Annotated in this window: 18 protein-coding genes and 1 tRNA gene; 1 reads left to right on the top strand and 18 read right to left on the bottom strand. The window is 36.8% G+C overall.

What is annotated here, in order from left to right; all coding sequences use genetic code 11:
* Positions 1-2 precede the first annotated feature (2 nt).
* On the top strand, positions 3-1460 hold the full coding sequence (locus tag HGC4_RS10145) for a sodium:solute symporter (protein ID WP_050710019.1): 1458 nt from the start codon (positions 3-5) through the stop codon (positions 1458-1460).
* Between the two features lie 64 nt (positions 1461-1524).
* Here HGC4_RS10145 and HGC4_RS10140 read toward each other — a convergent pair whose 3' ends face one another.
* From HGC4_RS10140 to HGC4_RS18460, 18 genes are all read right to left on the bottom strand, one after another.
* The gene (locus HGC4_RS10140) at positions 1525-2307 is read right to left on the bottom strand and encodes an NUDIX hydrolase (protein ID WP_050710018.1); all 783 of its coding nucleotides are present in this window, start codon (positions 2305-2307) and stop codon (positions 1525-1527) included.
* 104 nt (positions 2308-2411) lie between these two features.
* On the bottom strand, positions 2412-2837 hold the full coding sequence (locus HGC4_RS10135) for a GNAT family N-acetyltransferase (RefSeq protein WP_050710017.1): 426 nt from the start codon (positions 2835-2837) through the stop codon (positions 2412-2414).
* A gap of 54 nt (positions 2838-2891) precedes the next feature.
* A complete protein-coding gene (locus tag HGC4_RS10130; protein WP_050710016.1) occupies positions 2892-4907 on the bottom strand; it encodes an AAA family ATPase in 2016 nt (671 codons plus the stop codon).
* Positions 4908-5044: 137 nt separating this feature from the next.
* Positions 5045-7090, bottom strand: a complete 2046-nt coding sequence (locus tag HGC4_RS10125) for a M16 family metallopeptidase (protein WP_185099965.1) — start codon at positions 7088-7090, stop codon at positions 5045-5047.
* Between the two features lie 130 nt (positions 7091-7220).
* The gene (locus HGC4_RS10120; protein ID WP_050710015.1) at positions 7221-8531 is read right to left on the bottom strand and encodes a M16 family metallopeptidase; all 1311 of its coding nucleotides are present in this window, start codon (positions 8529-8531) and stop codon (positions 7221-7223) included.
* 38 nt (positions 8532-8569) lie between these two features.
* Complete coding sequence (locus HGC4_RS10115) at positions 8570-9901, bottom strand: serine hydrolase domain-containing protein (RefSeq protein WP_050710014.1); 1332 nt, start codon at positions 9899-9901, stop codon at positions 8570-8572.
* Between the two features lie 163 nt (positions 9902-10064).
* Positions 10065-12605, bottom strand: coding sequence for a S9 family peptidase (locus HGC4_RS10110; protein ID WP_050710013.1), 2541 nt, complete (start codon positions 12603-12605; stop codon positions 10065-10067).
* A 191-nt stretch (positions 12606-12796) separates the two neighbouring features.
* Positions 12797-14200, bottom strand: coding sequence for an arylsulfatase (locus tag HGC4_RS10105; protein WP_050710012.1), 1404 nt, complete (start codon positions 14198-14200; stop codon positions 12797-12799).
* Between the two features lie 152 nt (positions 14201-14352).
* A complete protein-coding gene (locus HGC4_RS10100) occupies positions 14353-14784 on the bottom strand; it encodes a SufE family protein (RefSeq protein WP_050710011.1) in 432 nt (143 codons plus the stop codon).
* Positions 14785-14835: 51 nt separating this feature from the next.
* Entirely contained in the window at positions 14836-15828 is a 993-nt protein-coding gene (locus tag HGC4_RS10095) for a M20 family metallopeptidase (protein WP_050710010.1), read from the bottom strand.
* A gap of 153 nt (positions 15829-15981) precedes the next feature.
* Positions 15982-17478, bottom strand: a complete 1497-nt coding sequence (locus tag HGC4_RS10090; RefSeq protein WP_050710009.1) for a potassium/proton antiporter — start codon at positions 17476-17478, stop codon at positions 15982-15984.
* On the bottom strand, positions 17478-18386 hold the full coding sequence (locus HGC4_RS10085; protein ID WP_050710008.1) for a S66 peptidase family protein: 909 nt from the start codon (positions 18384-18386) through the stop codon (positions 17478-17480). Before HGC4_RS10085 ends, HGC4_RS10090 begins: the two co-directional genes overlap by 1 nt.
* 144 nt (positions 18387-18530) lie before the next feature.
* On the bottom strand, positions 18531-20489 hold the full coding sequence (gyrB, locus tag HGC4_RS10080; RefSeq protein ID WP_050710007.1) for a DNA topoisomerase (ATP-hydrolyzing) subunit B: 1959 nt from the start codon (positions 20487-20489) through the stop codon (positions 18531-18533).
* A gap of 235 nt (positions 20490-20724) precedes the next feature.
* The gene (locus HGC4_RS10075; protein WP_050710006.1) at positions 20725-20937 is read right to left on the bottom strand and encodes a hypothetical protein; all 213 of its coding nucleotides are present in this window, start codon (positions 20935-20937) and stop codon (positions 20725-20727) included.
* A gap of 236 nt (positions 20938-21173) precedes the next feature.
* Positions 21174-21425 carry a 30S ribosomal protein S20 gene (gene rpsT, locus HGC4_RS10070; RefSeq protein WP_050710005.1) on the bottom strand — a complete coding sequence of 84 codons (252 nt, stop codon included), beginning with the start codon at positions 21423-21425 and terminating at the stop codon, positions 21174-21176.
* A gap of 43 nt (positions 21426-21468) precedes the next feature.
* Positions 21469-21540, bottom strand: a tRNA-Glu gene (locus tag HGC4_RS10065).
* Between the two features lie 174 nt (positions 21541-21714).
* Entirely contained in the window at positions 21715-22467 is a 753-nt protein-coding gene (locus HGC4_RS18465) for an NAD(P)H-hydrate dehydratase (RefSeq protein WP_157258234.1), read from the bottom strand.
* Positions 22468-22492: 25 nt separating this feature from the next.
* On the bottom strand, positions 22493-23224 hold the full coding sequence (locus tag HGC4_RS18460; RefSeq protein ID WP_082204141.1) for an NAD(P)H-hydrate epimerase: 732 nt from the start codon (positions 23222-23224) through the stop codon (positions 22493-22495).
* Between the last annotated feature and the right edge of the window lie 27 nt (positions 23225-23251).

Below are 23251 nucleotides of genomic sequence, written 5' to 3'. Positions count from 1 at the left end.
CTATGATAGGAACAACTATTTTAATCATATTTGCAGCCTACTTCGGAATATTATACCTCATATCTGTTCTCATTAGCAGAGGAAGCTCAGATAACGATGCTTTCTTTGTAGCCAACCGAAAATCACCTTGGTATATTGTTGCTATCGGAATGATAGGAACAAGTGTTTCGGGCGTTACATTTGTTTCGGTACCGGGAATGGTTGGAGCATTTAATATGTCGTATATGCAAATGGTATTCGGATTCTTTTTCGGATATCTGGTCGTTGCCTACCTGCTTCTGCCTCTTTATTATAAGCTCAATCTTACCTCAATTTATACTTACCTCGATCAACGGTTTGGTAATTACTCGTACAAAACGGGAGCTTCATTCTTCATCCTTTCTCGTATTATAGGCTCTGCTGCAAAATTGTATCTGGTAGCACTTATATTGCAGACTCTCGTATTCGATCATTGGCATATTCCTTTCTGGATGACTGTTAGTGGCATCATACTTTTCATCTGGATATATACTAGAAAAAGTGGAATCAAAACAATTGTCTGGACAGATACATTACAAACTCTGAGCTTTATTATAGCTGCTATCCTTATCATATGGCAGGTATCATCGCTATTAAAACTCGATTTAGGAGAAGCCATAAGTACTATATCAAACAGTCCACATTCTAAAATATTCCATTTTGAATGGAAAAGCCCTTTGAACTTTTTCAAACAGTTTTTCAGTGGTATATTTATTGTCATCGTTATGACGGGACTCGATCAGGATAATATGCAAAAGAACCTGACTTGCAAAAACCTGAAAGATGCCCGCAAGAATATGCTCACCTACGGCTTTTTATTTACCCCGATCAATTTTCTCTTTCTGTCGTTAGGTATTCTTCTATTAGTTTTTGCCTCACAACAAGGCATTACATTGCCAACTGTTTCGGACGAAATACTACCCTATCTGGTAAGTAATTATCTGGGCTTGCCTTGTCTCATCTTCTTTACTATTGGTATTATAGGAGCTTCGTTTGCCAATGCCGATTCGGCTCTGGCATCGCTTACAACCTCTTTCTGCGTAGATATCCTTGGCATGAATCAGAATAACGATAAAGAGGCAAATACCACCCGAAAAAGAGTTCATATAGGCATGAGTATTGTCTTTATCCTTGTGATTCTTTTTATCCATCACATTGGGCAAGACAATATATTGAACACCATCTATAAGGTAGCATCTTATACCTATGGTCCACTCCTCGGACTATTCGGTCTGGGTCTATTTACGAAAGTGCAGATTAAGGATAAATTTGCACCCATAGTATGTATTCTCACTCCTATTATATGTTATCTCATAGAAGAAACATTAGCGGCTTCCTTTAACTATAAGGTAGGATATGAAATTTTAATGCTGAACGGATTACTAACGGTTATCGGACTATTAATCATTTCGGAACGGAAGACAACTCCAAAACTTACATAATAAAAAACAGATACCATTAGAAATGATATCTGTCTTATATATTTTATAGGAAAATAATCCTAAATCAATGCGTCCAAGGCATCAAATGAACTCCTCCCAAATTAGCTTCCTTATATTTTTCTTTATTGAACGAATACAGGTAAGGAGCTTTATGAGCACCATTCTTACGTTTTTCATCTAATCGATTTATTAAACCCACAGACAACATTTTACGTTGAAAATTGCGTCGATCGAGTTCATAACCCAAGATAGCCTCATAAATCAAACGAAGCTCAGGCATTGTAAATTTTTCCGGCAATAATTCATAACCAATTGGTACAATACCAATTTGTATACGAATTGTATTAATTGCTTTTTCTACTATTAAACGATGGTCTGCATAGAGTTCGGGCAATTTATCTAAATCATACCAGCCCACTTCCTCAACTGCTTCATCCACACTTATTGACACCTTATTATACTCTACAAGAGCATAATACCCCATCGATACAAATCGTTTTAGAAACCAATGCCCATCTTCGGGTGTTATACCCCAAGAGTCTAACATCTTTAAGCTTTCTTCTTTTCTTGTTCTATCGCAACTACCAAAAAGATGAAATTGTTTTAAATAGAGGTTTGCAATACCTAATCTAAATTTCAAAATACGATTTGCTGCATCATCTACATCTTCATCAATATGAACAAATCCGCCGGGCAACATCCATTTATCGCTTATTTTAAATTTATTGAGAAGGACTTTTAAACTACCTTGATGAAAAGCTAAAATCACACAGTCGACAGAAACACTGTCCAAGAAAGTATCATTAGCTTGTGCAAGAACTTCTGCTGTAGGATACCGTTTTGTCATTTTTAATTATGTTTTTTGTCTACCATTAATAAAATAATTCTAATAAAAATCAGATTTCTATTGTGTTATATCTACAAAGATAATATTTTCATCATTAAATTAACTTATTTATCAACAAAAACTCCATCTTCCATTCTTTTAGGATCAGCAAAAAGCATCATTCCTGTCTTCATTTTCTTAAATCCGAGCTTTCTGTAAAAGTCTTCTTTTCCGGGCGAAGCGTATAAAACAAAATTACAATCGGGAGTCGCATTCACCAATCTATCCATTACTTTACGACCTATTCCACAACCTTGGTAAGTAGGATCGATTGCTATGTCGTACAAAGCCGACTGACGTACTCCATCCGAAATACTACGTCCGATACCAACCATTTTTTTCTTATCAAAAACAAAGACTACGGCAAAGCTATTTTCGAACGAAATACGATGTCTTTCAACATCAACAAATGACATTCCTACTTTTTCGAGCAATTGAGGAACTTCTTCCCAATTTATATTATCACAGTTTTCTTGATATATTAGTTCCATAAGTATATATTAATATGATTATAACCTCGTAAAATAATAAAATATTCTGAGACCTTAATCCTCATCAGGATCAATACCCTTTATTTCGCGGGCAATCATCAGATGTTTTATAGACAATTCTTCATTACCGATAGATGAATAACACTGAGCCAAATACTCGTGGCAAGGGGCATGGTCGCGTTTAATTACAGAAGCACGATCTAAGTCGTTTATAGCCAATTCGTATTCTTCCATGGCTATTCTATTCTTACCTCTATTGTATAGAGCTTTAAACGACATTGGACTAAGGCTTACAGCTTTATTAAAGCAAACATCGGCTTCATAATAATCCGTCAAATCGTATAGAGTAACCCCTTTGCGTACCCAAGCATCTACGTATGTGGGATCTAAATCGAGTGCCTTATTGAAGTTAGCCAAAGCAGCTCTTGTATCTTTATAAGAAACAATACATTCGTTACCCAACAAATAATATTCTTCGGCATACTTATGCAAAGCTGTTCTTTGCTCCAGCATTTTACTGATCAACAATTTATTTTGTTGTTCAAGCTCATTGATAACATTCAACTTACGACGAATAAATCGTTTCGATAGAGGTTTTTCAATATCATAACGGGCACGTATTGCTCTAAAGAAAGTATCGATACACTCTTCGAAATTACGATCTTCGAATTCGCTTACCGTCTTACCATACAGATAATCGGCATCGGATTCTTTCAAGGCTTTTTCGATCAACTGTTGATTATTGAACTGACGACTGAATTCTATAATCTCTGGACGAACAAATACATCTGATCTGCTTATCATCTTCCGCAAAACCATACCTTCCAATGAGGTACATCTACTTAAGGCAACATAAGCCTGACCTCCTGCAAAAACTCCCCCGTTGAAATCGACAATCACTCGGCTAAAGGTCAATCCCTGACTTTTATGCACAGTGATAGCCCAAGCCGCTTTAAGTGGTAACTGAGTAAAAGTGCCTATTATTTCTTCTTCTATCTTTTTCTCTGCTTCATTGTACTTGTATCTGTAATTTCGCCAAGTTTCGAGATCAACCAATACTTCTTTGCCGTCTTCCAACAAGACATAGACATTGTCCATTTCATCGATGTTGGACACTACTCCCAAGGTTCCGTTAACCCAACGTCGAGGCCATTGAACATCGTTATGAATAAACATTACTTGTGCATGCTCCTTCAATAACAAGTTTTTGGCAGTTGGTAAGCTCGATTCGGGGAAATCTCCGTCTATTGTACCATTACTGATAAACTCGGGAGTTTCCAATTCAGCCATTTTCTTTTCGTTAATGTAATCAACATTGTCACGACGTGTAGCCAATGTAATATACATCTCGTCTTCCGAAGGATTAAATGAGGGCTGAAACCTTGTATTCAACGTCTGCATCTCTGCCGAACCTACTACTCCTGTTCTTATTTTATCGAGAATAGAAATAAAGACTCGATCAGTCTGACGGTATATCTTGGTAAACTCAATAGGGACCAATTTAGCTTCGGAAAATACTTTAGCCGAAAAGAAGTAGGGATTAGGATAAAACCTACTCAGAATATCTTTAGAATCGCTTGTAACAACAGGCTCTAACTGAAAAACATCACCCACGAAGACCAATTGCTTCCCCCCGAAAGGAGTACGCATATTATTGGAGTACACACGTAGAATACGATCAATACAATCGATCATATCAGCACGTACCATCGAAATCTCATCAATAATAATAAGCTCAACCTCTTGAATCAGCTTTCTATGATCTTTCTTATATTTAAAGAATTCAAATATACGTCCATTAACCAAACTCAAATCCTGGTCGTCGAGTAACATCGGACGGAAAGGCAATTTAAAGAATGAATGAATCGTAGATCCATTGGCATTTATGGCAGCAATACCCGTTGGGGCAAGCACCACATATTTTTTCTTCGTTATATCACACAAATGTTTTAAGAACGTAGATTTTCCTGTACCTGCTTTTCCTGTCAAAAAAACAGACTGACGGGTACGGGTTATCAAGTCTAATGCATTCTTAAATTCGGGATTGGATGTATCTATAGATGGCGTCAAAATTTTCTCCTTTTTCTTGTAATACAAAAATACAAAAAAGCCTTGATTCGGGATACCGATTCAAGGCTTCTATTTATTATATTAAGTACTCTTAAGTATTTACGACCTGAGTCTTGTTTATCATTCTATGAAGTGAATCATTGAAAATCGGTATCAGAAACACCTTCATTCACCTTCACATCCACAACATTGAGTTCTATTTCAACTCCCACATTCATTGTTGATTTGTAAGGTATCTTCACTCCCGAAATCTCTCTGTAATCACTATAAAAACCGATTTGATCGACTTCCTGACCTGGAGCAACTTCTTTCTTCACACCTTCGGCAACCTTCAACCCACTATTTACGTCATAATAGTAACTGATAGAACCGTCAACTAATTTATAGGCATCCGCCCCGTTTAGATTCTCAATTCCTGTGACTCCAATAGTAGAAGATTGAACCATCAACAATTCGGGGAAAATAGCAGAATATTTTAAATCAGCCAAATCTTCGGCCGACATATCTTTGCGTTGCCCCTGTACTTCTACAAACCCTGTTTTACCATCATATACAGTTTTTAGCAAAGTCATCCCCATACCTGTTATGATTTGAAGCGATTTTCCATCCGCAGTCGCTTTCTTTAACAGAGTTATCTCTTGTCCCTGTATGCTGGCTGTTGATGTATACGAAAGTGTTTTTATTTCCTTAAGAGCTTCTTCGCCTCCTATTGCATTTATATACTTAGCTAATATATCTTTTACAGTAACACCCTCTTCTACTTTCTTCTCTTCGGGTCTGGTAGTCGGATTTCCGTATTTATCAAAAAACTCAACAGGAATACCTAATCTCTCTAAGCCAGGCAATACATCCGAAGCTTTACCTGCAATAACTATACGTGCAGCATCGTCCGAAAAATACTTTTTAGCGGCAGCCTGCACTTGCTCTAAAGTAACTGCATCAATATTCTTGATATAATTTTCATAGAAATCGGCTGGTAATGATTGTGTTCTTTCACGAAGTGCGAAACTTGCAATAGTTGTTGGCTTCTCTGCATTCATCACAAAATTACCAATGTATTTTGCCTTAGCCAACTCAAGCTCTTTCTCCGAAGGTAGAGTTGTACGTATTCTTTTGACTTCATTCAACATTTCCACCAAAGCACTATCTGTCACAGCATTACGCACAGCAGCAGATGCCGAAAAATCAGAAGTACGTTTATCGCCCGATAGGCTCGAATAAGCCCCGTAAGTCCAGCCATGACCTTCTCGAAGATTCATAAACAGATATCCATCGCTACCTCCACCTAAAATATAATTAGCCAAGAGAGCAGCAAAATAATCGGGATCAGTCATTTTCAAATTCACAATATTATTAACCGAAATTTCAGACTGAACAGCGTTTGGCACATCTACAAATCCTATTTTGGTTTCTGTCAGATTCACAGGCTCAGTATAAACACTCTTAGGAGCTGAAGCTTTTTTCCACGAAGAGAAATTTTCTGTAACTAGTTTCTTTACCTCATCAAACTTCACATCTCCCACTATTACCAAATAAGCATTTTCGGGTACAAAATATTGTTGATAGTACTTATTCACATCTGCCAATGTTATCTTGTTGATAGATTCTTCGGTCAGATACTCTCCCTTCGGATGATTTCTACCATACAACAATACATCTTGCACTCGTGCAGCAATAGCACTTGCACTCTTCTCCTGAACTTTAATATTGTCAAGTAATTTAGCTCTTTCACTTTCAAGTTCTTCTTCCGTAAATAAAGGATCAAGTGCCCCTTTAGATGCTAATGTAAGCACTTCGGGAAAATATTTTGATAAGGTTGTACCTCCAATATTATGAACACTAAACCCTATGGATGCTCCGTAGAAATCGAGTTGTTCGTTATACTCATCCTTACTTACTTTTGATGTACCATTGCCCATCAAAGAACTGGTCAGGTTATCAACACCTTTGATAGCTCCTTCAACCGATGGAGGATTATCTAGCGACAAAGAGAATGTTACTCTTGGTAATTTATGATTTTCGACCACCAATACTTTCAACCCATTTGGCAATGTAAAGGTTTGAGGTTTTCCCAAATTAATGGTAGGTGCGGGACCCGGTTTGGGCTGTACCGATCTGTCTATCTGTGCTTGCAAAGACAGAGATATTACAAATGCAACAGCTATATATAATATTTTTTTCATTTTCTATTCTTTTAAGTAATGCTAAATATTTAATACTATGTTTTATCAACATAACTGCCTACGGTTATTAGCCGAGACACAGCAATAAAAAGGTCTGAGACCTTTGATTGACTTTAGCTATAATGAAACTTTATTTTTTAGGAAGATAATCAAGTACCAGTCGTTGATTTGGCTGCAAATATTTATTAGCCACATCTCTGATTTCCTCTCTCGTTATCGATCTGTAAATATCTATTTCGCTATTGATAAGTTTAACATCGCCATATAACAAATAATATTCGGCTAAGCTATGTGCTACACCTTCACTTGTTGCATTTTGACTCACATAAGCATTTTCGAACTGATTCTGCAATTTCTGATACTCTCTTTCCGAGATTAGCTCAGTACGCAATTTAGCTACCTCTTCATCTATAACCACTTGAATTTCGGGTAATGTTTTACCTGTCATTGGCAACGCATATACAATATATGCACTGTAATCTTCTTCTGCCAGATTAAATGAGCCAGCCTCCAAAGCCAGTTTATCTTTATCTACAAGTCTTTTATAAAGTCTCGAACTTTTACCTCCACTCAACACCGAAGATATCATCTCTAAAACCCGAGCATCACGCTCCTTCATCGAAGGCATGCGATATGCATTAAGCAACATCGGAATCTGAATATTAGCATCTTCGTGAGTAGCATTAATTTGTGTAGTAATAGGATCTTCTACAAATTGTTGTTTAATAACATCCGCTCCTCTTGGAATAGTTCCGAAATAGTCGGTAATCCATTCCTTTGCTTGTTTAGTATCAAAATCTCCAGCAACTACCAATACAGCATTGTTTGGAACATAGTATTTTTTGAAGAAAGCTTTAAATTCGTCCAAGGTGGCAGCATCTAAATGCTCCATCGAACCAATTGGAGCCCAACGGTAAGGATGTTTTGTAAACAGATTCTTCTTGATTACTTCCCAAAGACCTCCATAAGGTGCGTTGTCCATTCTCATTCGTTTCTCTTCTTTCACTACTTCGCGTTGAGTATCTACTCCTATCTGATTGATTACAGGATGAAACATACGCTCCGATTCCATCCACAAAGCCAATTGTAAATTGTTAGAAGGAAAAGTTTCATAATAATACGTTCTATCGTCATCGGTATTGGCATTTCCCTGCCCACCGTTTGCACCCAGAATTTTATCCCACTGTCCGCGAGGAATATTCTCTGTACCTTCAAACAACAGATGCTCAAAGAAGTGAGCGAAACCTGTACGATCGGGATTTTCATCCTTAGCACCCACATGATACATTACGGACGTAGTAACTACGGGAGCCGATTTATCTTGCTGCAAAATAACATGTAATCCATTATCCAGAGTAAACTCCTCAAACTCGATATGTTGTGCCATAACAGCAACTCCCGAGATGAGAAATAGTCCGAATGCTATAAAAACTTTCTTCATACCTTCAATTTTCAACTATTTATATTCAGTAATGTGAGTTATTCTCTCTTCAAGTTAAACTCTGCACCACCTTGTTTTAAAATCATTTTATTTTCGTCAGGGTAAAATTCTATTTTAAGTTTAGCCTGATCGAATTTGAATTTATTTACGTCGAAACACTCCAACGCAAACGCAGGCTGCCCTGTACCTTGCCCCTTCAGAATATTCCCTTCTTTGCTTATTGTTAGTTTTATAGGGAAATTCGGAGCAGAATAGACTCCCAGATATTTATCCAGATCTTCCGATTTTAGAGTAACCGCTTTTTCAAATACCGGAACTTTGTATTCTTTATCCCAATAGATACTTAAAGCACCAAGCACTATATCATTTAATGGAAAGTCTACAGCATTAGAGGTTAAAGCAATTGAAACCTTTTGCTCTGGAAAATAGAACACATTTGCCTGAAAGCCATCTATCCCTCCTGTATGTCCAAAGCCTTTCAGATCATAAAAGGGAACTTGAAATAATCCTATTCCAAATCCATATTTTATAGTCTTCATCAACTCCAAACTTTTTTGATCGACTATTTTTCCGTCAAAAAGCTTATTATAGAAAATGTTTAACTCCGTAGGAGTAGAAATTATAGCTCCTGCACCTAATACAAAACTCAAATCAGTCTCTTTTTCAAGTCTCCACTCTCCAAGTTTGGTATACGAGTCAGCTTCATTCTTCGTTTTGTTTATTTTTGATCCTAGCGAAGTATTTTTCAAACCACATGGTTTTATTATATATTCACTTAGCAAGTCCGAAAATGTTTTATGACTAACATCCTCAGCTATAAAAGTCAACAGAACATAATTGGAGTTTGAATATTCGGCTTTTTCATTCGGTTTAAACGAATTCCCATAAGAAACCATTTTATCTAAAAGTTGCTCTTTAGACAGTGGCATCATATGCCATTCTAAATAATCAGGAGCATTCGTAAAGTTAAATATGCCGCTTCTATGTCGTAACAAATCTTCAATTGTAATATCATCGGCATTTATTATCTGCGGATAATATTTACTTAACTTAGTATCCAGAGTCAACTTCTTATCTTCCACTAATTTCATTATTATAGTGGCAGTAAATGTTTTCGACACAGACCCTACCCTATACTTAGTATCGGAGTTTGCATTGGTCTTATTTTCAATATTAGAATACCCGTAACTCTTACTATAAACTTCCTTACCGTCATGAAAGATAGAAATGCTGCCCATCCCTTTGTCATTATTCTCTATAACAGAAAAAAGACTATCCATTTTCGATTTTTCAAATGAAAACACAGTAGGAATCACACCCAAGAATAGAGCTAACGTAAAAAACATCAATCTCATTTTGTTACTATTCATATTAAGACTTTAGACCTTTTAATGTTTGCTAAATACAACGGAAATAAGCTTGTTATCAATAAGAAAGTATATCACTAAATACTTTTACCTACCTATTTGTCGATATTTGTAAAAAACAATCACACAATATTAATGATTTCATCACAAATAAAGACCTGTTTCTTTAGTTTTGTTTTGGATACAAATTATCCCACCAAGAAGAATCGTCTTGCAACCATTTAGAGAACCAAGCATAGATCGAATTATTCCATTCAATGCGCTTTTTATAATCTCTTATACCATGGTTTTCGCCTTTTACTTGTATAAATTCAACAGGCTTTCCTAATATTTTAAGAGCTGTGTACATCTGAATACTTTCGCCAATAGGCACATTAGTATCTTCTGTACCATGCAGTAACAAAATAGGAGTCTTCACTTTATCGGCCTGAAACAATGGACTTTGTCCTACATACATCTCTGGATTATTCCAAGGGTAACTATGTGCACTTGCCCCCGAGCTATATGTATATCCCCAAAAGCCTTCGCCCCAATAGCTGGCAATAGAACTTATGCCTGCATGAGATATGGCAGCCGCAAACAAATCGGTTTGAGTTTGTAAATACATAGTCATAAAGCCACCATAAGAAGCCCCTATACAGCCAATCTTATTGCCATTTACAAAAGGATGCTCTTCTACAAACTTTTTAGTTCCCTCTATAATATCATCAGCAGTTCTCTTACCCCATGCATTTACATGACGTGCCGCAAACTCTTGTCCATATCCTGTTGTTCCACTTGGTTGAAGCACATATACCACATATCCCAAAGCAGCATATACCTGCGATGGATAAGGCGATTCCAGAGTTCGTGGTGTTGGCATTGTTCCTCCATAGTAATAGACAATCATTGGATATTTTTTTGTCGGGTCAAAATTAGGCGGTAGGTAATACCTGCCATCAATAGTTGTACCATCCGAAGCAGTAAAAGTCCAATCTTCTGTTTTTCCTAAACTTAATTGATTTAATGTCTTGTTATATGGATCGGCAATGAGTGTAGATCGTTGGTTCTTCAAATCTAATGAATAAGCACGGGTAGAATTAGAAAGACCTACACCAAAATAAGTTGCAGATGTACTACTTTCAGCAAAAGAAATAGATCTGATCACATCCTCACTTAAAGGTAAAAGTGTGAATTGTTTTTGTTTGGGATCGTATTTATAGATTCGCTCATAATCTTTATCAGTCACCGAAAAATAAATCATACCATCCGATACATTCCAAAACGATCTATTGATGCTTGGCGTAAAATCACGGCTGATAGCTTCTACTTTGCGAGTTGCAACATCCATAATAAAAGCCAAATTATTATAGCTATTTGCAATCTGCCCTTCTTTTATATTCTGACCGATTCCTCCAAAAGCTTCACCCGAACCTCCGATAAGAATACTCTTTCCATCGGGCGAAAAAGAAGCTGAATTTGCAAAACCTTCATTAGTCCACAAGGTGTCTACGGCTAATGTTTGCACATCGAGTCTATACATAGATGTGTGAAAGAATGGGCGAACTGTTGGAATATATTCTGTTACAGAATAAAGCAGATAGCGCGAATCTTTACTTATATCATTCAAGCCCGTGGAGTGCTTACCAAATGTCAATCTTTGTTTTACCCCCGTAGAAAGATCATAACGAGACAGAAAATACCGATCATAATTATTAGGTTGTCTGCTCTCCGGAGCAGTCAATAGAATAAGATCTCCCTTTGGAGCATCGGCAACCTCACGATCTGTATATATCAAATATTGCTCATTGTATGCTATTTGGAAATCGCCCGTAGGTATATTATTAGACAATACTTGTTCAACCATTGTTTCGGGATCAACTACTATCAGTTTTACTTCGCCACTTGCATTATCAGTATAGTAAAACTTGTTTGTAGTAGGCATCCACTCATATTTATTGCTGCTTGCCAATGCTATCCTCTTATTGGTTTTAAGAGACAGAAGTTCCTTAATAGAGAATGTTTTGCCATCACTCTTAGTAGTTGTATAGCCCAATAAAATATACTGTCCGTTGGGAGAAATTGAAGTCGACGACACACGCTCACCATCTAAAAGGTCTTTTATCGTGATATTTCTTTTATCTCCATTGTCGAAAGTGTAATTTACAGTCGAATTTTTATCTTCGGGCTCTATTGTTACTTTGATTCCTTCGGCACTTTTATTAGTTGCCAAACTCATATACTTAATAAGTACAGTATATGTACCTGGCAAAGCCGGAAAGTTAAGTTTTATTGTTTTAGAAGTCGAAAGCGTATCCTCTATCGATGTTTTAGAGGTTTCTTTGTTTCCATTTATATATGCTTCAAACATACTGGGAGCAGTTATTCTTATGTTCGTTTTTGCATACTTATCTACATTTACCCTAAAAGAGAGCAAATGAAAGCGTGCACCTCGTTGAGCTTTTGTTACAAAAAAGTAATTAGACAAGTCAGGCTTCAGTTCCTCTGTAAAAGCACTCTGATCGGGAAACGAAATAAAAGATTCCAACAAATCTTTATTATCAAACTTACTCCCTTTCAGATTAACTGAATCAATCATTACAGGATTTTCGACATCATATGATCTGGTTGTCGAAAACAATCTTTTCAAAGTAATGGTTTGCTGTGCAAAGGCAGTATGGCAAATTAGTAAACAACAGAGGATAAAATAATACTTTGGCTTTGTCATAATTACAATATTTAATCCTGCTCTAACAAGATTTTGTTTATGTTTTGGTCTCAGACCTATTTATTTGTGTACTTTATTCAGTAAATATACACAGAATAATGTTTTAAATAATAGTTGCATTTAATGATATATTCTCAGATTATAACTTTTATAACTGTTTTAGTTACAAATACACGAGAATGCATGCAACCTTAGTTTTTTCGTCCAAAATTAAATAATGGAGATTCGGTACGTGCATTATCCATAAGAAGTACAAGTTCATTCAATTTCTCTGGTTGAAGAGTTGCCAAATTCTGATCTTCATGAATATCCTTATCTAAATCGTATAACTCCAATATAGTTTCGCCTACTATCGGTTGACGGATAAGTTTCCAGTTTCCACTACGTAGAGCTTCACGTCCATTCATTTCGTGAAATTCCCAATACAAATATTCATGTTGTTTCTGATCGGTAGTCGAAAATAATGTAGGAAGAAAAGATATTCCATCGCCTTTTTCGGGTAAGGTAACATTTGTCAGTTCAGCCAAAGTAGGCATCACATCCCAAAAAGCACTTACATGATCGGTTTTTACACCTCCCTTTATTTTAGCGGGAGACCATACAATCATAGGCACACGTATTCCACCCTCATACACGTCACGCTTTACACCTTTTAGAGGACCATAACTTTTAAAGTAATCGGGATTAGCTCCACCTTCACGGTGAGGACCATTATCACTGGTGAAAATTATGATTGTATTTTTATCCAATCCTAAATCTTTCAATTGGGCAACTACTTCTCCCACATACATATCGAGTCTCGAAACCATTGCTGCAAAAGATGCATAAGGTTTCTCGCTTGCATAATAACCCGCACTTCCATCGTAAGGAACTTCCTCAAAAGCATTTTCGTACATCTGATAAAGTGAATCATGAGGTAAATTCAATTCGGCATGTGGTAGTGTATATGTCAGCATAGCGAAAAAAGGTTTGTCTTTATTCGCTTGTATAAACTGCATGGCTTGTCGATGGATTAAATCCTGAGAATAAACTTTCCTACCGTTATTTTCATTTTCGGAAAGTGGAACAATATCATCGTTATGCCACAAATGTTCAGGGTAATAGGTATGAGCTTCGCGTTGGCAATTATAACCATAAAATTCATCGAATCCCATTTTTGAGGGAACAGAACTTGAACCGGGATACCCCAATCCCCATTTACCAAAGATACCCGTAGCATATCCGGCAGATTTCATCAAAGTACCTAGTGTATAAGTACCCTCTTGCATGGGTTGCTGACCTTCGGGTTCGATTTCTTTATTTCCACGTATTTGCGAATGTCCTGTATGTAGTCCAGTCATTAGCGAACCTCTTGAAGGAGCGCTTACCGTACAGCCTGCATAATGTTGGGTAAATAACATCCCTTCTCCCGCCAGTTTATCAATATTAGGAGTCTTTATTTTCTCCTGACCATAACATCCTATATCACCATATCCTAAATCGTCCGCGAGAATATATATCACATTCATAGGCGTTTGATCTTTAGGTGTCTCGCTTTTACATGCAGTTTGTACAGATAAAAATGCAGTGGATAGAAACAACATTTGAACTTTCATAGCTTATAATTATATTAGAATTAGGTTTTAATCAACAAACTCTATCAAACACAATTTCTGTTATTGTCATCTACTGAGAGAGTAACAATAACAGAAACTTGCCGGATATTTATCACAGACAGGGCAACTCCCTATCTCTGTAATCTATTCAATTAAGCGTTTTTAGCTTTGAATGCCATAGCGTAAAACCGCATTTGTTTTACCATCGATACCAGTCCATTTGATCGGGTTGGCGAAAGATGCTCATTCAAGCCTATTTTATTTATAAAATACAAATCTGCATTTATAATTTCGTCTGGTGTATGATTAGTCAGAACTCGTATCAATAAGGCAATAATTCCTTTTACAATCACCGCATCACTTTCTGCTTTGAAGGTTACAATACCATTTTCGCATTCAGCTTGTAACCAAACACGGCTTTGACAACCTTCTATCAGGTTTAGTTCCACCTTATACTTTTCGTCTAAAGGTTCTAATGAATTTCCCAATTCTATCAGATAGGCATATTTATCCATCCAATCTTCGAATATCGAAAATTCCTCAATTATTTCGTCTTGAATATCGTTTATTTTTGCTTGACTCATTTCTATTAATGTACAATGAAATATTAAAAAAACAGATAGGTTTTTTAAACCTTATTTCTCTTTATAGACTACTTCCAATACGGTCTGTCCGACAGCCTTAAGCGTCTCTTTACTGATATTGCTCATATCGTCTTTTGTAGTATGCCAGTACCATCCGAAACCAGAATCGGTGTTCGAATCATAATGTATAATATCTATGCTAGGTATGCGTCTATGCTCGTTTACAGGCACATGATCATCGGTAATACCACCACCGTCTCTATCAACAAAATATTTTCCATATCCTAAATCGCGAGCCGTACCCCATACCTTTTCAACAATACCTCGGGCATATTGTCTCGATATTGCTTCTTTGTAAAAAGTAGCATCGGGTGCTCCTACCATATCCAACAGAATACCAAAACGTGCTTTATAACCTGGTATATGAGGATTTTTAGCCCAATACTGCGAGCCTAAGCACCACCAATCGCCTCCAGCAGCATTTTCCTCAAAATAGGGTGTGCCATAATCTTCGGCATCAAAAAATATAATATCAACTCCTAAATTCGGAGTTTTTTCCTGTAATATACGAGCAACTTCTAGTAATACTCCCACTCCACTAGCTCCGTCATTGGCACCTTGCACGGGTGTACGATGGTTTTTCTGATCAGGATCGTGATCTGAGAAAGGACGTGTATCCCAGTGTGCAAATAATAATATACGCTCGGGATTTTCGGGATTGAAAGAACCTATTATATTACGAGCATGTAATACTGTTCCGTCAAAAGCTTTTAAATCAGCTTTCTGTTCAAAAACTTTAGCTCCAAATTTTTCTAACTGCGATACCAGAAAATCACCGCATGCCTTATGAGCTTCGGTGTTAGGAACACGTGGTCCGAAAGCTACTTGTTTATCAACAAAATAATAAGCACTGTCCGAATTAAAATCGGGAGATACTTGTTCATAACGTTCCGACACTGTTGTGTTATTTACGGTTTTCTGCCCACACGAACAAGCCAATAGGCTCATCATAAAACAGGTTAAAGTTACATTTCTAAAAATCATAAGTTATATAAGTAACGTAAATATTCATGGTTTCTCATAGGTAATACCTTTATACTTTTGTCTTTACAACAAAAGATCACAAAGGTCTCACACCTTACTTTCTTACAAAGATATGTAATGATAGCAATAAATGGGTCTGTAAACCTCATTTTATTATTTATGATGACCGCCCGACAACCCCATATTCTGATATGTTTGAGTCAAGGTTTCCTCACTATTCATCATTACCAAAAGCTTATCACCCACATGCAATTCGGTCTTACCTTTGGGCACAAAATATTTGTCATTACGCTTTACCATCACCACCAAGGCATCGTCAGGTAAAGGCATATTCATTAATTTATTTCCATCCTTAACAGCATACTCCGTAACTTCTATTTCAATAGAAAGAGAACCTATTTCTTCAGGTAAGTCCATGTCAAAATCGTCATGACGTCGGCGTACTTTAGTTGGACCTAATAACCCTAACCATTTTGCCATCTGAGTTAAGAAAGTACCTTGCAACAGAATAGACAACAAGGTTATAAAAAACACGATATTAAAAATAAATTGAGCATGGGGTACTCCTGCGGTAAGAGGAAAAATAGCAAAAATAATAGGTACAGCACCTCTTAATCCAACCCACGACACAAATATTTTATCTTTAAAGCAAACCTTTCGAAAAGGCAGCATACTAATAAACACACTTACTGGACGTGCTACAAACATCATAAACAAACCGATAAGCAGTGCAGGCACAGCAATAGGAAGTAACTCCGTTGGATTGACTAATAACCCTAATGTTAAGAACATCAAAATCTGACTCAACCACGATATAGCATCAAACATTTTGAAGGTGGTTCGCTTGGTAACAAACTTAGAGTTACCAATAATTAAGCCACCTATATATACAGCTAAATATCCATTCCCATTTACAAAGTGCGTAAACGAAAAAATAAATATACAGAAAGTCAATACAATAATAGGATAATAAACCTCATTGCCAATCTTTATCCTATTGAGAACATACACAGCAAACCGTCCAACAAAATACCCCACAGTAGCCCCTACAAGTATCTGCATAATTATAGACAGAACTATCATAAGAATATTGGGTTCACCTCCTGCTTTTATCAGCCCTATAAGAGTGATTGTAAGCATATAAGCCATAGGATCGTTACTTCCACTCTCAAACTCGAGAGTAGGTCTCAGGTTATGTTTTAATTGTACATTCTTCGATCCGAGTATAGCGAATACTGCAGCCGAATCGGTAGACGACATTACCGATGCTAATAATATAGCAGTCAATAGAGAAATACCAACTGAGGGCAATAACTCGCCACACAACCACCAAGCAAAGAAACCCGTAAGAGCCGCAGTTACAACTACACCTACGGTTGCCAGCATTATACTTTGCCCAATTATCGGTTTTATTTCCCTGAACTTAGTATTTAAACCACCCGAGAATAATATAATACAAAGAGCTACAGTACCTATAGCCTCAGCCAATGCCAAATTATTAAAAATGATTCCCACTCCATCGGAACCAAACAGCATACCCACGGCTAGAAATAAGACAAGCACGGGAATTCCCAAACGCCCACCTATTCTACCAACCATTATACTTATAAAAAGGAGTACCGACAATACCAATAACACAGTTTCTAACATCACTTACTCCTTTTCATTATTACTTTATCTTCTTTTACTCTCAGCTCTACCATTCCACCATGTAAAAGAGGGTAGTTATTTTTCACATGCCCTACGGGAAAATCAAAAACAACAGGGTAATTATATTCATCAACCATACCTCTGATCGATTCATAAATGGTAGAACACATACCCATGTCTTCAGGGCAATCGGTAAACTGACCAACAACTAATCCCGATATACGACTTAGTATTCCCGACAATTTCAATTGCCAGATCATGCGATCTATTTTATAAGGAGCTTCTCCAATATCTTCAATAAATAATATCCCATTTTCAGGAACATCTACATAATATGTACCAGTCAATCCTGTTAACACTGCTAGATTTCCTCCAAACAATATGCCTTCCACAAGTCCTTCTCTATTTAAAAGATGAGAACTTATTTCATATTTGGGCATACCAAAGAATAATGATTCTTTAAGAAAACCGCTTGCTATATCATTACTGTCTTCACTTAAATGGCGAGCCATAGGTGCATGCAATGAGGCTACTCCCTCTTGCAACAAAGCCAAATGTAAAGCTGTGATATCACTATAACCCACAATCCATTTAGGATGCTTCTTTATGCCTTCGAAGTTGAGTTTATCCAATAACTGAACAACACCATAGCCTCCTCGGGAACAAAAAATCAGGTCTATATCTTTATCATCCATAGCCTCTTGCAGATCAGAAAGCCTTTCTTCTATTGTACCACCATATCGTCCATACTCTCCTCTTGCATGAGATGCAACCTCTACCATCAAGCCCCAATCTTGTAACACTCGACAAGCGTTATCAATATATTGAGAATCGGTACTACCAGAAGGAGATATTATTATTGCTTTATCAAGTTTATTTAAGAGAGGGGGATATATCATTTTATTCATCCTAAAAACATTTCCTTTAAAACAAATGTAGTAATTATTAAGAAAAACAAATCGAAAAAGAATCTTTTTATGAGTCTGAAATACACAAAAAAGGGATACAATATATATTGTATCCCTTTCCTTTTTTATATTATAAGCCTATTCTTATACGTCGATCTTAGCATAAGTAGCATTTTCTTCGATAAACTCACGACGAGGAGCAACATCTTCACCCATCAGCATCGAGAAAATATGATCAGCTTCTGCTGCATTTTCAATCGTTACCTGACGAAGTGTTCTATGTTCTGGATTCATGGTTGTATCCCAAAGTTGAGAAGCGTTCATCTCTCCAAGACCTTTATATCGTTGTGTATGAATAGCACTTTCGTTACCATCACCATATTTATCGATAAATGACTGACGTTGTCTTTCATCCCAACAATACTCTTCAACCTTACCTTTTTTACATAAGTAAAGCGGTGGAGTAGCAATATATATGTATCCCAACTCAATCAATGGTCTCATATGACGGAAGAAGAATGTAAGAATCAATGTTGCAATGTGACTACCGTCAACGTCGGCATCGGTCATGATAACCACCTTATGATAACGGAGCTTTGCAAGATTCAATTCTTTGGTATCATCTTCGGTACCAATAGAAACACCTAGAGCTGTATATATATTTCTAATTTCTTCGCTTTCTAACACCTTGTGCTGCATCGCTTTCTCCACATTCAGAATTTTACCTCTCAATGGTAGAATAGCTTGAAATCCACGGTCACGACCTTGTTTAGCAGTACCACCCGCAGAATCCCCTTCGACTAGGAATATTTCACAAACCGCAGCATCTTTACTCGAACAGTCAGCCAATTTACCTGGCAATCCACCACCCGTAAGCGGAGATTTACGTTGCACCATTTCGCGAGCCTTACGGGCTGCATAACGTGCAGTAGCTGCAAGTATAACTTTCTCTACGATAATTTTAGCTTCTTTTGGATGCTCTTCAAGATAGTATCCTAAAGCTTCACCAACTGCCTGATCTACAGCACCCATTACTTCATTGTTACCCAATTTAGTTTTGGTCTGTCCTTCAAATTGAGGTTCAGCCACTTTAATAGACACAACAGCAGTTAATCCCTCACGGAAGTCATCGCCACTGATATCTACTTTCACTTTATCCAACATTTTCATATCATCGGCATACTTCTTCAAAGTACGCGACAATCCTCTACGAAAACCTGTTAAGTGAGTACCTCCTTCTATTGTATGGATATTATTTACATACGAATATACATTCTCATTATAAGATGTATTATATGTTATAGCAACTTCTACAGGAACTCCTTGCTTTTCAGTATTGATATGTATAACATCCTCAATAAGAGCTTCCTTAGCTGCATCTATATATCTCACGAATTCTTCAAGACCTTTTTCTGAAAAGAAAGTATCAGATTTGTAAGAACCATCGTCTTTTTTATGTCTCAAGTCAGTCAATGACAACTTAATACCTGCATTCAAAAATGAAAGTTCACGCAAACGCGAAGCCAATGTATCATATTTATATTCTGTAGTTATAAATATAGTATTATCTGGTGTAAACGTAATAGTTGTTCCTGTGTCAACAGCATCACCTAAGATCTGAACCTCATGCAATGGCTTCCCACAAGAGAAATCCAACATATGTATTTTACCTTCCCTGCGTACTTCAGCTTTCAGATAAGTAGATAGTGCGTTCACACACGACACCCCTACTCCATGCAGACCTCCCGATACTTTATAAGTTCCTTTATCGAACTTACCTCCGGCATGTAGAACGGTCAATACAACTTCGAGAGCCGATTTCTGCTCTTTCTCCATTATACCTACAGGAATACCCCGTCCGTTATCCCATACCGAAATAGAGTTATCCTCTAAGATCGTTACTCTGATATCATTACAATAACCTGCTAACGCCTCATCAATAGAGTTATCGACGACTTCGTAAACCAAGTGATGTAAACCTTTTTCACCTATATCGCCAATGTACATGGCGGGTCTTTTTCTAACAGCCTCAAGACCTTCTAATACTTGAATATTGTCGGCGGAATACGAGCCGCTTGCTAGATTTTTTTCGTTATCTGTCATTTTATTTCATTTAGCGTGCATCTTCAAGAAGTTTCAAACTGTAGTGCACAAACCTCCTCGAAAAAAGCAAACAAATATACGAAAAATTACCCGTACAAACAAGCTTATTCACATATCATAATTCCAAAAAAGCAATACTAAAATACGCTCATGCTACCACAAAAAAAATCGCTAATAATCAATAATATGACTACTAGCGAATCCCTCAGACAAAAGCCTGATTTTTATTCTTTTCTTATTTCTTCTTTGGAGTTGAAGCAACTTCTTTCTTATCAGTTTTTGCTGTACAAGTACCTTTTTTGTCAGTATCTTTTTTCGCAGAACAACAAGATTTAGTTTCTTCTGTTTTAGGCTTATCAGCTTTTGTTGCTTTTGCATCCTGAGCCATAACTGCTGTTGAAGCCAACAAAGCACAAGACATAACTAATGATAATGCTATTTTTCTCATATTCTAAACAATTTAATTGCGTTACTCTTTTCTAAACATTAGAAAGACACAAATATAGCATATATCGCAGAAAAGCGTTCAACTTCCTTTTCTTTTAGTCTTAATTAATATTTCAGAACACTTCACAACATAATTCATGAGCAACCTACAACAAGCCACAATATCAAAACTAAACAAATAGCAAAGAGATCAAACTTAAAAGTTCGACCTCTTGTATTATTTTCAGATATAATTTCTTATAAAGAATTCATGTAATGAGCTAGCTTAGATTTCAAATTAGCTGCTTTATTCTTATGAATAACATTCTTTTTAGCTAATTTATCAAGCATTGAAGCTACAGATGGATATAATTTTCTAGCCTCATCTTTATCAGTCAAAGCACGAAACTTTTTAACCGAACCACGAGCTGTTCTAGCTACATATCTATTACGCAGACGTTTTACATCTGTTTGTCTTATTCTTTTTATCGAAGATTTATGATTTGCCATTTGACTAATCTATTTCCTTGTTTAATTTCTATTTCTTTTTCTGTAGTCCATAGGGGAGTCGAACCCCTCTTTCCAGGATGAAAACCTGGCGTCCTAACCGATAGACGAATGGACCAATTTTCGAGTTATAATGCTTGACTTTTCAAGTATCGTTGTCTCTCGATTGCGGATGCAAAGGTAGTGGATATTTCTATTCTTGCAAACATTCTCAATACTTTTTTTCAAAAAAAATAGCGATAAAACCCTAAAATTTTAAGAATCAAGAACATAAAAGTACATCTTTTTTTCATTATTTCAAAGCCCGATATGCTTTTCCTATATATTCGATCATATCACTAGGTAACATTCCTTGTTGAGATTTTGACTTTGCGGCTAAATCTCCGGCTAATCCATGTAAATACACCCCTAAAATTGCAGCATTTTGTGGTAAATATTTTTGAGCAAGCAAAGAAATTATCATTCCGGTCAACACATCACCACTTCCGCCGGTTGCCATTCCGGGATTTCCGGTCGAATTAAAGTATACTTTTCTCTCAGGAGTTACAACGGCAGAGTATGCACCTTTCAATACAATATAAACATCATACCTATTCGCAAACTCTTTTGCCTTCTGCAAGCGATCATATCCATTAACAGACACAACACCTACCAAACGGTCAAATTCGACAGGATGCGGCGTAATAACACTTTTAGGAGGTATCTTATTTTTGAGAGATTCATCCTCTGCAATAATATTGAGCGCATCGGCATCAATAACTATCGGCTTACGGCATCTATCGAAAAGATCAGACAATAAATCTTTGGTTTTATTATCCGTACCTATACCGGGACCAATACCAATAGTAAATTGGTCAATATTATCTCCTACCCGACTTACATTCTCAGCAAACTCGTCTGCCTGAACCATTGCTTCGGGAACAGCAGTTTGCAAAATATCCACTCCACAACGGGGCACATGCATCGTAAGCAACCCCACACCCGTACGAAGACATGCACGAGCCGACAAAACTGCTGCACCCATTTTACCATACGAACCTGCCACTAATAAAGCTTTTCCAAAAGTTCCTTTATGAGAAAAAATTATCTCGTGGTATGGGCAATTTTGCTACATCCGATTTCTCAGTAAAAAACAAATTAGCCTCTTCCTCTTTGATACATTTATCGCACAACCCAATATCTACAAGAATCATTTTCTTACAAAAGCTTGCACTGTCGGGCAGTAATAAGGATAGTTTTGGAAATTGGAAAGTAAATACCTTTTCTGCCCTTATAATACCTTCTCGATTATTAATAGCATTATCCTCAACAAATAAACCCGAAGGCATATCGATAGAATAAACCTTATTTCGAGAGGCATTAATCACCTTTACAACCTCCAAATAAACACCTTCTAAAGGACGATTAAGACCTGAACCAAATATCCCATCTATAATAATACAATCTTCTGGAATCTGCGGTATATCTTGATTTTCTTTAATCAGCTTCACATCAGTCAATCGCTCCAAACATTCTTTATTGACAAGACAGTCATCAGAAAACCTCTCATCGGGAGCTATAATATAAGTATGCAGTTTAAAATGTTTCGACAACAATACACGAGCAATAGCCAGCGCATCGCCACCATTATTACCCGTTCCTGCAAAAACAACTATACACTGATTGGGGTCTAAAAAACGAACAAGCCTTTCCGCAACTGCAAGCGAAGCTCTTTCCATCAAATCGATGGATGTAATACCCTGATTGACGATTGTACAACCATCAATCTTCTTAATCTGAGAAACATCAAAAATCTTAATCATAACTTAGTTCTTTTAAAAACCCTTTAT

It is taken from the genome of Dysgonomonas sp. HGC4, from assembly GCF_001261715.1.
Classification (GTDB): Bacteria; Bacteroidota; Bacteroidia; order Bacteroidales; family Dysgonomonadaceae; genus Dysgonomonas_A.
Note: the sequence above shows the minus strand (reverse complement) of the source record. Positions and strands in the feature narration are given on the sequence as shown.